Annotated in this window: 15 protein-coding genes and 1 pseudogene; 7 read left to right on the top strand and 9 right to left on the bottom strand. The window is 71.6% G+C overall.

Annotation, left to right across the window (positions count from 1 at the left end; translation table 11 throughout):
- Positions 1–44 precede the first annotated feature (44 nt).
- Positions 45–1,265 (top strand): 4-hydroxybenzoate 3-monooxygenase, encoded by a 1,221-nt coding sequence (locus OG866_RS37145; RefSeq protein ID WP_329341632.1) that lies wholly within the window; start codon positions 45–47, stop codon positions 1,263–1,265.
- A gap of 10 nt (positions 1,266–1,275) precedes the next feature.
- Here the strand turns inward: OG866_RS37145 and OG866_RS37140 are convergent, their stop codons facing one another.
- On the bottom strand, positions 1,276–1,635 hold the full coding sequence (locus OG866_RS37140; RefSeq protein WP_329341631.1) for an ArsR/SmtB family transcription factor: 360 nt from the start codon (positions 1,633–1,635) through the stop codon (positions 1,276–1,278).
- Between the two features lie 60 nt (positions 1,636–1,695).
- On the opposite strand from OG866_RS37140, the gene OG866_RS37135 reads away from it, so the two are divergent.
- Positions 1,696–2,778, top strand: coding sequence for a cation diffusion facilitator family transporter (locus OG866_RS37135; RefSeq protein WP_329341630.1), 1,083 nt, complete (start codon positions 1,696–1,698; stop codon positions 2,776–2,778).
- 37 nt (positions 2,779–2,815) lie between these two features.
- On the opposite strand, the pseudogene OG866_RS37130 reads toward OG866_RS37135, so the two are convergent.
- Together OG866_RS37130 and OG866_RS37125 are read right to left on the bottom strand one after the other, a co-directional pair.
- Positions 2,816–3,121: pseudogene (locus OG866_RS37130) on the bottom strand (YbaK/EbsC family protein); the annotation flags it as partial.
- 29 nt (positions 3,122–3,150) lie between these two features.
- Entirely contained in the window at positions 3,151–3,723 is a 573-nt protein-coding gene (locus OG866_RS37125) for a helix-turn-helix domain-containing protein (protein ID WP_329341629.1), read from the bottom strand.
- A 93-nt stretch (positions 3,724–3,816) separates the two neighbouring features.
- Between OG866_RS37125 and OG866_RS37120 the strand changes: the two genes are divergently transcribed.
- Complete coding sequence (locus OG866_RS37120; protein ID WP_329341628.1) at positions 3,817–4,674, top strand: DMT family transporter; 858 nt, start codon at positions 3,817–3,819, stop codon at positions 4,672–4,674.
- A 9-nt stretch (positions 4,675–4,683) separates the two neighbouring features.
- On the opposite strand, the gene OG866_RS37115 is transcribed toward OG866_RS37120, so the two are convergent.
- Positions 4,684–5,439, bottom strand: coding sequence for an acyltransferase (locus OG866_RS37115; protein WP_329341627.1), 756 nt, complete (start codon positions 5,437–5,439; stop codon positions 4,684–4,686).
- Positions 5,440–5,553: 114 nt separating this feature from the next.
- On the opposite strand from OG866_RS37115, the gene OG866_RS37110 reads away from it, so the two are divergent.
- Positions 5,554–6,087 (top strand): gamma carbonic anhydrase family protein, encoded by a 534-nt coding sequence (locus OG866_RS37110; protein WP_329341626.1) that lies wholly within the window; start codon positions 5,554–5,556, stop codon positions 6,085–6,087.
- Positions 6,088–6,090: 3 nt separating this feature from the next.
- Here OG866_RS37110 and OG866_RS37105 read toward each other — a convergent pair whose 3' ends face one another.
- From OG866_RS37105 to OG866_RS37090, 4 genes are all read right to left on the bottom strand, one after another.
- Positions 6,091–6,741 (bottom strand): DedA family protein, encoded by a 651-nt coding sequence (locus OG866_RS37105; RefSeq protein WP_329341625.1) that lies wholly within the window; start codon positions 6,739–6,741, stop codon positions 6,091–6,093.
- A 78-nt stretch (positions 6,742–6,819) separates the two neighbouring features.
- Positions 6,820–8,370, bottom strand: a complete 1,551-nt coding sequence (locus tag OG866_RS37100) for a carboxylesterase/lipase family protein (RefSeq protein WP_329341624.1) — start codon at positions 8,368–8,370, stop codon at positions 6,820–6,822.
- Complete coding sequence (locus OG866_RS37095) at positions 8,367–8,618, bottom strand: hypothetical protein (protein WP_329341623.1); 252 nt, start codon at positions 8,616–8,618, stop codon at positions 8,367–8,369. Before OG866_RS37095 ends, OG866_RS37100 begins: the two co-directional genes overlap by 4 nt.
- A gap of 170 nt (positions 8,619–8,788) precedes the next feature.
- Positions 8,789–10,585 (bottom strand): RICIN domain-containing protein, encoded by a 1,797-nt coding sequence (locus tag OG866_RS37090; protein ID WP_329341622.1) that lies wholly within the window; start codon positions 10,583–10,585, stop codon positions 8,789–8,791.
- A 393-nt stretch (positions 10,586–10,978) separates the two neighbouring features.
- On the opposite strand from OG866_RS37090, the gene galU reads away from it, so the two are divergent.
- On the top strand, positions 10,979–11,920 hold the full coding sequence (gene galU / locus OG866_RS37085; protein WP_329341621.1) for a UTP--glucose-1-phosphate uridylyltransferase GalU: 942 nt from the start codon (positions 10,979–10,981) through the stop codon (positions 11,918–11,920).
- A gap of 13 nt (positions 11,921–11,933) precedes the next feature.
- Here galU and OG866_RS37080 read toward each other — a convergent pair whose 3' ends face one another.
- The gene (locus OG866_RS37080; protein WP_329344464.1) at positions 11,934–12,371 is read right to left on the bottom strand and encodes a DUF4442 domain-containing protein; all 438 of its coding nucleotides are present in this window, start codon (positions 12,369–12,371) and stop codon (positions 11,934–11,936) included.
- Positions 12,372–12,457: 86 nt separating this feature from the next.
- Between OG866_RS37080 and OG866_RS37075 the strand changes: the two genes are divergently transcribed.
- The gene (locus tag OG866_RS37075) at positions 12,458–13,369 is read left to right on the top strand and encodes a hypothetical protein (RefSeq protein ID WP_329341620.1); all 912 of its coding nucleotides are present in this window, start codon (positions 12,458–12,460) and stop codon (positions 13,367–13,369) included.
- An 80-nt stretch (positions 13,370–13,449) separates the two neighbouring features.
- Positions 13,450–14,499, top strand: a complete 1,050-nt coding sequence (locus OG866_RS37070) for a hypothetical protein (protein ID WP_329341618.1) — start codon at positions 13,450–13,452, stop codon at positions 14,497–14,499.
- Positions 14,500–14,562: the final 63 nt, after the last annotated feature.

Raw genomic sequence — 14,562 nt, 5'->3', positions numbered from 1 at the left:
GTACTCGGTTCCCGAGCGCCACGGGGCGCGGACATAATGCTCGGATGACCGAGGTCTCCCCCCTCCCCAGCGGTGCGCTTCCGCTCCACAAGCCGGTCGTCGTCATCGGCGCCGGTCCCGCCGGTCTCACGGTCGGCAACATCCTGCGGGCCGTCGGTGTCGACTGCGTGGTCCTGGAGACGGAGACCCGCGCCTTCGTCGAACAGCGGCCTCGCGCCGGGGTATTGGAGGAGTGGGCGGTACGCGGCCTCGAACAGCGGGGCCTCGCCACGAACCTGCTGGAGCGGGCGCAGCGGCACACGGAGTGCGAGTTCCGGCTCGGCGGCGAACGCTACCGGTTCGCCTACACGGAACTGACGGGTCATCATCACTGGGTGTATCCACAGCCGTTGCTGGTGACGGACCTGGTGCGCGAGTACGCGGACGTGCGCGGCGGCGACATACGGTTCGGCGTGCGGGACGTACGGCTGCACGACCTGGACTCGGACCACCCCGTGGTGGAGTACGTCGACGAGTTCGGCGAAGACCGGCTGATCCCCTGCGACTTCGTGGTGGGCGCCGACGGGGCGCGCGGCGTGACCCGCTCCCTGCTCACCCCGGACCGCGCGCTGGTCTCCCGGCACGACTACGGCATCGGCTGGCTGGCGCTGCTCGCGGAGGCGCCGCCGTCCAACGACTGCGTGGTCTTCGGCATCCACCCCAACGGGTTCGCCGGGCACATGGCGCGCAGCCCCGAGGTGACCCGCTACTACCTGGAGTGCCCGCCGGGCGACGACCCGGACAACTGGTCGCACGACAGAGTCTGGTCGGAGCTGCGGCAACGCCTCGGCGCGAACGGCGCCCCGCCGCTCACCGAGGGCCGCCTCATCGAGAAGCGCGTCCTCGACATGCACAACTACGTGGTGGAACCCATGGTGTTCGGCCGTCTCTTCCTCGCCGGCGACTCCGCCCATCTCACCGCGCCCATCGCGGCGAAGGGCATGAACCTCGCCCTGCACGACGCCTTCCTGCTCGGCGACGCGCTCGTGGCCCAGCTCACCAAGGGCGACTCCACCGGTCTGACCGGCTACTCGGCCGCCTGCCTGGGCCGCGTCTGGGACTACCAGGAGTTCTCCCAGTGGCTGTCGGAGGTCTACCACGGCACCTCGTCCGGCGATCCGTACCTCGCGGGGACGACCCAAGCCCGGCTGCGCCGTCTGTTCTCCTCCCCCGCGGCGGCGCTCGCGTTCGCGGAGCAGTACCTGGGCAAGGACCCGGAGTACTGAGCCACGGGTTCTAGTCGTGCACGGGCCGGTCGCTGAGCCGGTGGTCCGCCACGTTGAGCGCCTCGTCGACCAGCCGCCGCAGATGCCCGTCCCGGAGGGTGTAGATCACCCGCCGGCCTTCCTTCCGCGTGGTCACCAGACCCGCCAGCCGCAGCCGCGCCAGATGCTGGCTGACCGCGGGCCGGGCCGCCCCGCACGCCTCGGTGAGGGTCGTGACGTCCGCCTCCCCGCCGGTCAGGGCGTGCAGCAACGCCAGCCGGGTGCGGTCGCCGAGCAGGGCGAGGAGCTCGGCGGCGAGAGTGAACTGTTCGTCGCCCGGCGTCTGCGGGTGCGCATGATGCGCAGGTGACAGGTGCATGCGTGCGCTCATACGCACATAATGGCGGTGTGGGCGGCGCACGTCCACCGCACGCACCGGAAGGGGCCCCACGTGAGCGACCGGCACCACCGCGAAGACGGCCACGGGCACCCGCGCGCCTCTCACAGCCACGGCCACGAGCACAGCCACACCTCCCACGCCCACAAGCACACCCTTCGCCACCGTCTGAAGCACCTCCTCACCCCTCACTCCCACGAGAGTGCCGACAAGCTCGACCCAGCCCTGGAGTCCTCGGCGCGCGGGATGCGGGCCCTGTGGGTGTCGCTGGTGGCCCTCGGGGTGACGGCGGCGGCGCAGGCCGTGGTGGTGGCCGTGTCGGGTTCGGTCGCGCTGCTCGGCGACACCGTGCACAACGCGGCGGACGCGCTGACCGCCGTACCGCTCGGGATCGCGTTCGTGCTGGGCAGGCGCGCGGCGACCCGTCGCTTCACCTACGGCTACGGGCGGGCCGAGGATCTCGCGGGGATCGCGATCGTGCTGACCATCGCCGCGTCGGCGGCCTTCGCGGGGTGGACCGCGGTCGAGCGGCTCCTCGATCCGCGGCCCGTGCAGCACGTCCCGGCGGTCGCGGTCGCCGCGCTCGTGGGGTTCGCGGGCAACGAGTGGGTGGCCCGTTATCGCATCCGGGTGGGCCGCGACATCGGCTCGGCCGCGCTCGTGGCGGACGGACTGCACGCCCGCACGGACGGGTTCACGTCACTCGCGGTGCTGCTGGGCGCCGGAGGCTCGGCGCTGGGCTGGCAACTCGCCGACCCGCTCGTGGGGTTGGCGATCACGGCGGCCATCGCCCTGGTCCTGCGGGACGCTGCGCGCGAGGTGTTCCGGCGGGTGATGGACGCCGTGGACCCGGCCCTCGTCGACCGGGCCGAGGGAGCCCTGCTGGAGGTCGAAGGGGTGCGCGGGGTGGGCGAGTTGCGGCTGCGCTGGATCGGGCACCGGCTGCGTGCCGAGGTCGCGGTGGTGGTGGACGGCGACGCGACGGTACGGCAGGCGCACGCCATCGCCGTGGACGCGGAACACGCGCTCCTGCACGCCGTACCGCGTCTGACCGCCGCCCTGGTGCACGCCGACCCGGCGCCGCTCCCGGGCGAGACCGATCCGCATCTCACCCTCGCCCATCACCTGGCGGTCTGAGCTCAGACGCCCGGCCCGTCCAGCACCACCGCGCCCGGACGTAGGGCAGGTCGACGACGGCCGAGTCCACCAACAGCGGCCAGTCGGCGGGGGGGATGCCGCCGTACTCCATGCCGGTCTCCCCCGTCGCCGTGTCCACCGAGGCGAACGAGGCCTTGCGGGCACCGAGTTGGCGGCGTACGAAACCGTTGACGTCGACCCGGGTGGTGGACAGCACGACACACGCGGCGAGCGTGGACTCACCACCGCGCCTGCCCGCCTCCACGACACAGTTCGCGGACCATTCCAGCAGCTCCTGCCCGTAGTGCTGCACGAAGACGGCGGTGTCGGCGCACTCGGGGTCAGCCCTGCGGTGGCGGCCCGCCGGGGGTCTCAGGTCGCGGGCGGGACCGAGATGGCCAGGACGAACTCCGTCGGTTCGGTGCCCTGATTGCCGTAGGTGTGGGGGGCGTTGGCGTCGAAGGTGACGCTGGAGCCGGCCGGGACGCGGTGCTCGGCGCCGTCGACCGTGAGCGTCAGTTCCCCGGCGGTGACATGGCCGATCTCGACCGTGCCGATCGGGTGCGGGTCGGAGGAGCTGCTCTCGCCGGGCATCAGCTTCCACTCCCACATCTCCAGCGGGCCGGGCGCCTCGGCGCCCGCGAGGAGCCGGCTGTAGCTGCCGGCGTCGGTGTGCCAGAGCCGCACGACCTGCTCGGGTGGGACGATCCGCACCTTGGGGCCCTGTTCGTAGTCGAGCAGGGTGGTGACGCTGACGCCGAGCGCGTCACCGATCTTCACCACCGTGCCGATGCTGGGGTTGGTGCGGGCCTGCTCGATCTGGATGAGCATGCCGCGACTGACCCCGGCACGCGCGGCGAGCACGTCCAGGGTGAAGCCGCGCTCGGTCCGCCAGCGCTTGACGTTGCGCGCCAGGGACTGGGTCAGCAGGTCGAGGTCCGACACATCACGTCCAATATTTTGTATGACAGAGTGCAAATCGATGAACTACGGTGGGGTGCACCGAATCGTTCATCGAACTGTACTGCGAGGCGCTCCGTGACAGCACTCTTCGCCCTGGCCACAAGCCTTCTGTGGGGCCTGGCCGACTTCGGCGGCGGACTGCTGACCCGGCGCACCCCGGCGCTGACGGTGGTCGTGGTCTCGCAGGCGATCGCGACCGCCGTGCTCGGCGCGATCGTGGTGGCCATGGGTGGCTGGAGCGAGGCGGGACCGCGCCTGTGGTTCGCGTTCGCCGCCGGTCTCGTCGGTCCGGTCGCGATGATCTGCTTCTACAAGGCCCTCGCGCTCGGCCCGATGGGCGTCGTCTCCCCGCTCGCCACCCTCAGCGTCGCGGTCCCCGTGGGGGTCGGCCTCTTCCTCGGCGAGCGTCCCGGCCCGACCCAGTTCGCGGGGATCGCGGTCGCGGTCCTCGGCGTCGTCCTCGCGGGCGGCCCGCAGCTCAAGGGTGCTCCCGTCCAGCGCGAGACGATCGTCCTCACCCTGATCTCCGCGCTGGGCTTCGGCATGGTGTTCGCACTGATCGCGGAGGCGTCGACGACCGTGACCGGCCTGTTCCTCGCGCTCTTCGTCCAGCGGGTGACGAACGTCGCGGTGGGCGGCGCGGCCCTGTTCGCCTCCGTGCGCCAGGGCAACCCGGCCCTTCCCCCGACCGGCTTCCCCTGGCTCTCGCTCCCGGCGCTGGCCTTCGTCGGTCTGGCCGACGTCGCGGCGAACGGCACCTACGCGATGGCCGCCCGGCTCGGCCCGGTCACGGTCGCCGCCGTCCTCGCCTCGCTCTACCCGGTGGTGACCGCCCTGGCCGCCCGAGGCTTCCTCAGCGAACGCCTGCGGGCGGTCCAGGCGGCGGGCGCGGGCCTGGCGATGGTGGGCACGCTGCTCCTGGCGACCGGCTGAACCCCGGGCTCAGTCCAGCTCGGCGAGCTTCGCCACGGTCTCCTCGTCCAGCTCCGCGAGCGCGTTCAGCTGCTCCGGGGTGATCCCGTCGGGTATCGGCACCGGCGCCGGCGTCCTGAGCGGCGGCTGCCACCCCTCCTCGGGAGTCCATCGCCGTACGACCCGCGCGGGCGCCCCCGCCACCACGGCATGGTCGGGCACGACACCCCGGACCACCGCGCCGGCGGCCACGACCACGTTCCGCCCGATCCGCGCCCCCGGCAGGATCACGGCACCGGTCCCGATCCAGCACCCCGGCCCGATCTCCACCGGCTCCATGCGCGGCCACTGCTTGCCGATGGGTTCGTGCGGATCGTCGTACGAGTGGTTCGTCGACGTGACATAGACATACGGCCCGAAGTAGCAGTCGCTGCCGATGGTGACGGTCGTGTCGGCGATGACATGGCTGCCCCGCCCCAGCACCACCCCGTCCCCGATCCGCAGGATCGGCTCGGGACCGAGATCCAGGTCGGGCATCAGCCCGGCCGTCAGGGTCACCTGCTCGCCGACGATGCAGTGCGACCCGAGATGGATCCAGGGCTCGCCGAAAACCGTGCCCAGCGGGAAGGCGAGCCTGGTACTCGTTCCCATCGCGCCGAAGCGGAAGCGACCCGGTTGGTCGGCGGTCACGGAGCCCGTGCGCTGCACCCAGGCCCAGCCGGCGTGGACGGCGCGCTGCACCACACGGCGCCGCCAGGATGAGAACGTGTTCTTGCGCTTCAGCACCCGCTCACGGTACTGAGAGGACGACCCCCGTATGAGGTCGGGGGCTTGTGATCTTCGCCCTACCGGGTGGCGTACGGTGCGGAGGAACCGAGGACGGCCAGGAGGAGCGAGGCAATGGCGCACAAGGCGTTGATCACGGGTATCGGCGGCAGGGAACCGAAGATCGACGGGGAGGCCTTCGTGGCCCCCAACGCGACGGTGATCGGCGACGTGACGCTCTCGGCGGGGGCGAGTGTCTGGTACGGCGCGGTCGTCCGCGGCGACGTCGAGACCATCTCCGTCGGCGCCCGGAGCAACATCCAGGACAACTGCACGCTGCATGCGGACCCGGGCTTTCCCGTCAGCATCGGCGAGCGGGTGTCCGTGGGCCACAACGCCGTCGTGCACGGCGCCACGATCGGCGACGACTGCCTGATCGGCATGGGCGCGACGGTCCTCAACGGCGCGGTGATCGGCGAGGGGTCGCTGGTGGCGGCGCAGGCACTGGTCCCCCAGGGGATGCAGGTGCCGCCGGGTTCACTGGTGGCGGGAGTCCCGGCAAAGGTGAGGCGCGAACTGACGGAGGAGGAGCGCCAGGGGGTCACGCTGAACGGCACGCTGTACGCGGACCTGGCCAAGGCACACCACGAGGTGTACGAGACGCCGTGAACCTCAGTCGGCGGCCGGGACGACCTCGGGCTCGGCCGCCGGCGTCCCGGACGTCGCCTTCTTCGCCTTGCGCTTCAGCACCAACATCGAGGTCAGCCCGATGAGAACGGCGAGCACCAGCCCCAGCCAGGAGAACCGCTTCAGCCACGACTCGGCGACGACACCCACGTAGTAGATGACGGCCGTCGTACCGCCCGCCCAGATGATCCCGCCCAGCACATTGGCGATCAGGAACTTCCAGTACGGCATGTGCAGCACACCCGCCAGCGGCCCCGCGAAGATCCGCAGCAGCGCGACGAAGCGGCCGAAGAAGACGGCCCACATGCCCCACTTCTCGAAGGACCGCTCGGCCGTCGCGATGTGCCCCTCGCTGAAGTGCCGGGGGAACTTCTTCCCCAGCCAGGCCAGCAACGGCCGCCCGCCCTTGCGCCCGATGGCATAGCCGATCGAGTCACCGATGACGGCACCCACGCTGGCGCAGGCACCGAGGACGAAGGGGTTGATGTCACCGTGCTGGGAGGCGAGCAGCGCGGCGGAGACGAGGATGATCTCGCCCGGCAGCGGGATACCCAGGCTCTCCAGGCCGATGACCAGGCCCACCAGCAGATAGATGCTGACCGCGGGTACGGTCTCGAGCCATTCCTGGACGTGCACCGCCGGTTCCTCCCGTGTCCTGTGATCCCGTGTGATCCCGGCGCACGCCCGCGTGGGCGTGCGCCGGAAGCCTACCCGTTAGGAGACGGCGGCCGAGTCCCAGAGGTTGCACCGATGCGCGCCGTGGACGGTCGTGCTCACGGCGTTACCGCCCGCGGAGGCGGTCCGCAGCGAGAGCACCTGCCCGGTGCCGGGCGGCATGGCCGGCTGCCCGTCCGCCCGTGGCGCTCCGCCCCGGACGAAGGACCCCCAGTACTGGACCATCTGCCGGGACAGCGTCCGCTGCTCCGCGTTCAGCGGGGATTCCAGGCCGAAGTGCTTGAAGAGGTACTGCACCTCATTGACATGGGTCGCCCCGAAGTCGAAGTCCGTCCCGACGTTGCGCAGCGAGGCGAAGGGCGGGCCGGTGCGGTCGGCGAACTCGTACGCGTAGACCGGACCGCGTCCGGCGAGCACCCCGTCGAGACGGAGCGCCGGGCAGGCGAAGAGCATGTCGCCGAAGGCGGTGGCGTAGGCGATGGTCGGGGAGGGCTGGGCGGCGAGCGGATAGCTGCGGAGCACCTCCTCGCCGAACTCCTGCCGCATGACCGCCGGGTACTGCTCGGCCGTGAGCGGGGTGCCGGCGAGGTCGAAGCGGGCGAAGGCGAACAGCCGGCCCTCGTCCTGGTTCGCGCCGTTCATCACCGGCACTCCGGCCGCGGCTCCCTGGGCCAGCGCGGCGGACGGCTGCCGCGGCAGGAAGCGTCCGCCGACCACCGGCCCCCAGTCGTAGTCGCCCTGGGCGGCGAGGATGTCGGCGGCGGACTTGCCGCGCAGACAGGCGACGGTGTCGCAGCCGAGCTTCCGGGCGAAGTCGGCGCCCTCGGTCACGGCCGTCCCGTGCGGGCGGGCGGCGCAGTCGTCGTACGCCCCGCTCTCGATGATGCCCGCCCGGAACAGGCCCTTGCCCGTGGGTGAGGCCAGCTGGGTGCAGACCGAGCGGCCGCCCGCCGACTCGCCGGCGATGGTCACCCGGCCGGGGTCGCCGCCGAAGCGGGAGACGTTGGCGCTCACCCAGCGCAGCGCGGCCTGCTGGTCGAGCATGCCGAAGTTGCCGGAGACGCCGTCGCGCGCCTCGTCGTCGAGACCCGTCGTGGCGAGGAAACCCAGCGCGCCCAGGCGGTAGTTGACGGTCACGACCACCGTGCCGGTCTGCCGTGCGAAGGCGTCCGGCACGACGTCCTGGCCGGCCCCGGCGGTGAGCCCGCCGCCGTGGAACCAGACCAGGACCGCGCGTCGCCCGGCGCCCTCGGGGACGTACACGTTGAGGTCGAGACAGTCCTCGGTGTGCGCGGGCTGTTCGTATCCGGGGTCCCAACTCGCTGTCTGCGCACACTTGTTGCCGAAGTCCCGTGCCTCGCGCACGCCCTGCCAGGGCCGGACCGCCCGTGGCGCGGTCCAGCGGAGCCGCCCGACCGGCGGTTGGGCGTACGGGATGCCGAGGAACTGCCGCCCCTCGGCGGTGACTTCACCCCGCACCAGGCCCGCCTCGGTGCGCACCACGGGATCACCCGAGGATGCCTGGGCCGACGCGGGGACCAGCAGGGTCGCGGCAAGTGCCGTCAGCGCGACGGCGATCCGGCGTATCACCGTGCCACCTCCGCCCGCGTCCGCAGCCGCAGATCCCCGGCCGACGCCCCGACCCGCACGGTGACCCGCTTGCGCTCCCCGGTGAGCCGGGCGAGGAGGCCTTCGACGCGGGGTCCCGCGCCGTGGCCGGGTCTGGTCCGGGCGTGGGCGGGGGCGGCGAATCCGCCCGTGGCCGCCGCGACGACGGCGATCGCCCCGCCCAGCAGACACAGGGCGGATCGCCGGGGGACGGAGACGCTGTCGGTCATGAGCCGTCACTCCTTCGGTATCTGAACGCACGGGGCGGCAAAAGGACTTGACGCAGGGTCAGAAACACCTGGGACGCGGCGGGAAAACTATGCCGACCGGTGACTCGTGTCAATGAACTGAACCGAACCGAACTGAACAAGGGCCGCCCCGGGTGGGGCGACCCTCCTGCTCAGCGAAGAACGGACCCTAGGGACGTGACGATGTCCGCCGCCTTCTCGGACACCGCGGCCGGCACCTCCGCCGGCCGCCGGGGAACCACCTCGGCCGCCGGTTCCTCCCGGTGATCGACCTGCGCCATGCGCGTCTCGTAGGGGTCAGGACCGTCGTCGTGGGGCCGGTCCTCGCTCGGAGGTCGGACGGGAAGCCTCGGCGAGGGCACCGCCGGGAGGAGACCGTCGCCCTTCTCCCCCTTTGGCGTCGCCTTCTCACCCTTCTCGCCCGTCCCGCTCTTCTTCCGCGGCTCCCCCGTGACCGCGGACTCCGTCGTCTCCAGCACCCACCGCTGGTCCTCGGCGCCGTCCCGGTCGGCGACCACGACGTCCGGGCCCTTGCCGGGCGCGATGGCGAGCGCCCGGTGCCAGCGGAGCAGGATCTCGCCGCGGACCGTGAGGTCGTACTGCACCTCTCCGGCGTGGACCAGGCAGCCGGCCAGGACGACCGAGCCCTTGTCAGGGTCGGAGGCGAGGCACAGCGCGGGGGCGGCGAGGCTGCGCAGCAGGCCGTCGTCCTGGTACGACCACTGCTGTGACAGGGCCGTCGAGCAGGCGGCGAGGACCGCGGCGACACCGTCGGCGGCCGTGTCCCCGTGGAGGTCGAGGCAGAGGTCCGCGGTGGCACTGCGGAACCTGCCGTGTCCGACCTCCACCGGGTCGGTCGCGGAGGCGGCCGACGGGGAGCCGACGGGGGTGGGCGGCGCCGAGGGGATGGTGCGGTTGCCGCTGGGGGCACCCCAGGTGGCACCCTGTTCGGGGACACCGTTGTCACCGGACCACCCGCGGGCGACGAGCACGGTCGCGAGCAGGGCGAGGGCGGTCAGGCCGACCACGGCGACGGCCTTCGCGTTCCGCCGTGGCGCGGCGAGACGACGGGCCGGAGCGGGGCGGTGCCGGCCGCCGCGCGGGCGGGCGCCTGGTGACTGCCGGGTGCCACCGCGGCCGGGGCGGGAGTCGAGATAGCGCCGGGCGCCCCAGCCGAGCACGGTCTCCGCGAGCAGGACGTCCAGGCCGCCCTCGAAATGGCTGAGCTGCTCGGCGGCGTGCCGGCAGAAGCGGCACTCCGTCAGATGCCGCTGGACGTCCGGCAGCAGGGGGCCGCCGCGACGGATCGGGACGTCGAGGAGGCGGTTGTAGAAGCCGCATTCCTTGGAGGGCGCGAGTTCCCGGTGAGCACGGACACAGCCCTGCCGGAATTGCTCGCGGGTCTGTTGCAGCGCGTCCGCGGCACGGCCCACGTCCACGCCCAGCAGACCGGCCGGTACGGATATGGGTTCGGCCTCGACCTCGATGTGCCACAACAGACATTGGGAGGCCCCGGGAAGAGCCAGGAAAGCGCGCTCGGCGAGCTGCCGCCTTTCGGGTGTGACGCCGCGTGCCGCACGCAGTCCACGCCCTCCGGTCGGTTTGCCCAGTTCCGGCAGCGCGGCGGAAATTCGGTCCTCGGCGGCCCACTCCTTCACCGTCTCCCTTACGGCCGCCAGGAGTTGGGGACGTACGGCACCGCCGTTCGCGCGGCCGAACACCCGGTGGAACGCGGCGGCGGTCACGAGTTCGGCCGAACCGGACGAGGAGGCCAGACAGATGACCGCGTAGTCATGAGCGGCCCGCCAGTGCCGGGCCAGCAGCAGGGCGATCGCACGGGAACCGCCCTCGGTACCGCCCAATCGGGCGACGAGTTGACGGTCGGACTCCCCGGGGCTCTCTCCCGGCCGTGGCGGGTAGGGGGGTCGTGGGGGGTACGGGGATTGCACTGAACCATTTCCTTCCGAGCCGCGGACGCGCGGGGAAAACGCATACGTCGGAAAAGCAGGTGTGTGATTGGTGCATACCTATGCCGCGTCAGCTACTGAGCGGTCACCAGGGGGCGCTCACTTTCGCACATACGAATCACAGGAAACAAGAAGTTCGAGTGACCGATGTTCAAAACGCTGTGAATTCAGATAAGTTACCGGCGGTATCCGCACCCGCATTCGAAATCGCGACCCGGTGTGGCGCCAAGTTGTGTACGGGCAAAGACGGTTGGCACACGAAATCTCCAACCCCGCCACCGTCGCGCCGGACGCACACGCGCCCCGCCCGGACCCACAGGCCGCTCCCAGGCTTCTCCCGGGATGCTCTCATTCCCGTCGGCCAGCATGAGCCGCATGATCGCCCCCCACTCCCCCGCCCCCGCCCGCACCGTGCGCAAGGCGGTCGTGCCGGCCGCCGGTCTCGGCACCCGGTTCCTGCCCGCCACCAAGGCGACACCGAAGGAGATGCTGCCGGTCGTCGACAAGCCGGCCATCCAGTACGTCGTCGAGGAGGCGGCCGCCGCCGGTCTCGACGACGTACTGATGATCACCGGTCGCCACAAGCGGGCCATCGAGGACCACTTCGACCACGCCTTCGAGCTGGAGCAGGCGCTCGCCGCCAAGGGCGACACGGTCCGCCTGGACGCCGTGCGCGACCCGGCACGCCTCGCGAACATCCATCACATCCGGCAGGGCGAGCCGCTCGGCCTCGGCCACGCGGTGCTGTGCGCCCGCCGCCACATCGGCGACCAGCCCTTCGCCGTGCTCCTCGGCGACGACCTCATCGATCCGCGCGAGACCCTGCTCAGCCGGATGCTCGACGTCCGCGACCGCCACGACGGCACGGTCGTCGCCCTGATGGAGGTCCCCCCGGAGCAGATCCACCTCTACGGCTGCGCGGCCGTCGAACCCACCGACGAGGACGGCGTCGTCCGGGTCACCGGCCTGGTGGAGAAGCCGTCACGGCGGGACGCGCCGAGCGCCTACGCGGTCATCGGACGCTATGTCCTCGATCCCGCCGTCTTCGACACCCTGGAGCGCACCCCGCCCGGCCGCGGCGGCGAGATCCAGCTGACCGACGCCCTCCAGGAACTCGCCGCGGACGGCACGGTGCACGGGGTCGTCTTCGACGGGCTGCGCTACGACACCGGCGACAAGGCCGACTATCTGCGCACGGTGGTCCGGCTGGCCTGCGACCGCCCCGACCTGGGCCCCGAATTCCTGGCCTGGCTCAAGGAGTTCGTGGCGACGGCCGAGGCGAAGGGGACGGCCGGCCGGAGCCGCCTCGCGGCCTGATCGGCCGCCCCGCTCAGCTGTTGGGACGCAGCGTCCACAGGACGGTCATCTCACCGGTCACCGCCCCGTCGCCGCGACGGATCTCGATCGACACCGGAAACTCGGGGCGCTTCCCCGCGTCCAGCTCGGCGACGACGTCGGCGACGGGACGGCCGAGGGTCGCCGTGGCCGTCACGGCACCCATCGCCAGCTTCTTGTAGGCGATCTCGGCGCTGACCGCGAGCGGCACGGCGCGCGCGAGCTGGTCCCCGAACGCGGCGAGCACGATGGCGCCACTGGCGGACTCGCCGAGCGTGAACATCGCCCCGGCGTGCGGCCCGCCCACGTGGTTGTGGAACTCACCCTGGTCCGGCAGGGCGACCACGGCCTTCTCCGGCGAGGTCTCCTGGAAGTCGAGGTTCAGGGTCCGGGCCATGGGCACGGTGGCGGCGAGCATCTCGCCGATGGACATCTGGTCTGCGCTCATGCCGGGCATGTTACCCACGAGTAGCGTTTGCTGACCAGAGCGGTGTGAAGATCGTCGTATCCTTGCGCCCCATGTGGCCAGGAGAGCGCTCGCCGGGGGACGGCACGGATCCGCAGCAGCACGCGAACCCCTATCGGCAGCCCGGATACCAGCAGCCCAACCCGTACACCGCCCCCACGCAGCCGCCCCCGCCGGGCGGCCGGGACCGTCGTACGAGAACCCTCGCGATCGCCGTGGCCACGGCCGTCGTGGTCGCCGCGACGGTGACCGGGGCCGTGCTCCTCGGCGGCGGCAGCGACGACGGGGCGGGACCGGACCCGACCCCCACCTCGGTCCCTCCCTCACCTTCGCCGTCCGCCGACCCGCGGGGCGCGGACGAACAGAAGCCGACGGTGGCCGGCTGGAAGGTCGTGGTCAACCCGGGGCTGGGGGTCGCGTTCGACGTACCGGCGGACTGGGCGCTGGAGTCCCCGGACTGGGTGTCGTACGTCGCGGAGGACGACGACCCCGAGGACACACCGCTCGTCGCCATGAAGGCGCCCGCCGTGCTGAAGAAGCAGTGGTGCTCGTCGGACGACGACAAGAACGGTCGTACGGAGGACACCGCGCTGGCCAGTGCGGGCTCGCGCGGGAACAACGGGGCGAAGAGCACCGAGGACATCGCCCGCGCGGACTCGGCGGCCTGGGTCTACGGCCTGTACACCCAGCCGGACAGGAAGAAGGTCAGCACCGGCCCGGTCACCTCGTTCACCACCGCGTCGGGTCTGACCGGCAGCGTGGCCACCTCGCGGTCCTCCGGGGTGGTACGCCGGGACAAGTGCGACTCGGACGGCAAGGCGACGACCTTCGCGTTCACGAACTCCGCAGGCGACTTCGCCTCCTGGTCGTTCGTCGGCGCCCAGGGCGTGGCGGACGAGGTTCCGCAGGCCACGGTCGAGAAGGTGCTGAGCACGGTGCGCGTGTTCGCGCCGACGGAATCCTGAGAGGGCCCGTTCCACTCGCTACGTCCCTGACAAGGGTCGGTGACCGAACCGATGCAATGGCGCCACTAAGGTGGCCTCCCATGTGGCCAGGACAGCAGCCGCCCGGGGGCGAGCAGAACCCGCAGGACCCGAACAACCCGTACCAGCAGCCGGGGTACCAGCAACCCAATCCGTACCAGCAGCCCGGCTACCAGCAGACCGGCCCGCAACAGGCCGGGTATCCGCAGCCGAACCCCTATACGCAGCAGCCGCCCACGCAGTGGGACGCGCCCGGTGCTCCGCAGCCGACGCAGGGCGGCGGCGGGGGCAACCGGACGAAGGTGACCGCGATCGTGGCGGCCCTCGCGGTCGTCGTGGCCGCCGGTGTCACCGGGTTCCTGGTGCTCGGCGGCGACAAGGACGACGAGGCCGACGGCGGCTCGGGCAAGGGCAAGGGCGGCACGTCGACGGCCCCCTCGAAGTCCACGGACACCGACCCGAGCGCCTCCGGCTCGGACGACAATCCGCGCGGCGGCGAGGCGGAGAAGGCGACGATCCCCGGCTGGAAGGTCGTGATCAACCCCAAGTGGGGCACCGCCTTCGACGTACCGGCCGACTGGAAGGTCGAGTCGCCGGGCATGCTCATCGGCTTCGAGAAGGACGACGCCAAGGCCGGCGACAAGCCCATCATCACGATGTCCGCCCCGGCCTACCTCAAGGAGTCGTGGTGCACGTCCGACGACGACGAGAACGGTGACACCGAGGACACCGCCCTGGCCACCGCGGGCACCAAGGGCGCGAACGGCGCCAAGAACACCGACGAGGTCGCGGTCAACCAGGTCCCGTGGTGGGTGTACGGCGGCTACACGCAGCCGGACAAGAAGAGCATCACGTTCGACGAGAAGGCGGAGAAGTTCACGACGACCTCGGGCGTCGAGGGCAGCATCGCCTGGGCCCGGTCCAAGAACACACCCCGCAAGGGCAAGTGCGCGACGGACGGCAAGGCGGTCACGTTCGGGTTCAAGAACTCCGCGGGCGACTATGTGGCGTTCAGCCTCTACGGCGCCACGGGCGTCAAGGACGAGCTTCCGGACTCCACCATCATGAAGATCCTCGGCACGGTCCGGCTGCACGGCGAGCCCACCGGCTGACACTCCCTCTGGCCGAGGCCGGTCGTCCACTCCTCGGACCCTTTCCGGGTCCCCGTGGCACCG

Source organism: Streptomyces sp. NBC_00663, assembly GCF_036226885.1.
Taxonomy (GTDB): domain Bacteria; phylum Actinomycetota; class Actinomycetes; order Streptomycetales; family Streptomycetaceae; genus Streptomyces.
This window is presented reverse-complemented; position numbering and strand designations above follow the sequence as displayed.

Coding starts and splice junctions, on each gene's coding strand:
- OG866_RS37145 (WP_329341632.1), top strand. CDS start 45: ATGACCGAGGTCTCCCCCCTCCCCAGCGGTGCGCTTCCGCTCCACAAG.
- OG866_RS37140 (WP_329341631.1), bottom strand. CDS start 1,635: ATGAGCGCACGCATGCACCTGTCACCTGCGCATCATGCGCACCCGCAG.
- OG866_RS37110 (WP_329341626.1), top strand. CDS start 5,554: ATGGCGCACAAGGCGTTGATCACGGGTATCGGCGGCAGGGAACCGAAG.
- OG866_RS37095 (WP_329341623.1), bottom strand. CDS start 8,618: ATGACCGACAGCGTCTCCGTCCCCCGGCGATCCGCCCTGTGTCTGCTG.
- galU (WP_329341621.1), top strand. CDS start 10,979: ATGATCGCCCCCCACTCCCCCGCCCCCGCCCGCACCGTGCGCAAGGCG.
- OG866_RS37080 (WP_329344464.1), bottom strand. CDS start 12,371: ATGTCCATCGGCGAGATGCTCGCCGCCACCGTGCCCATGGCCCGGACC.
- OG866_RS37075 (WP_329341620.1), top strand. CDS start 12,458: ATGTGGCCAGGAGAGCGCTCGCCGGGGGACGGCACGGATCCGCAGCAG.
- OG866_RS37070 (WP_329341618.1), top strand. CDS start 13,450: ATGTGGCCAGGACAGCAGCCGCCCGGGGGCGAGCAGAACCCGCAGGAC.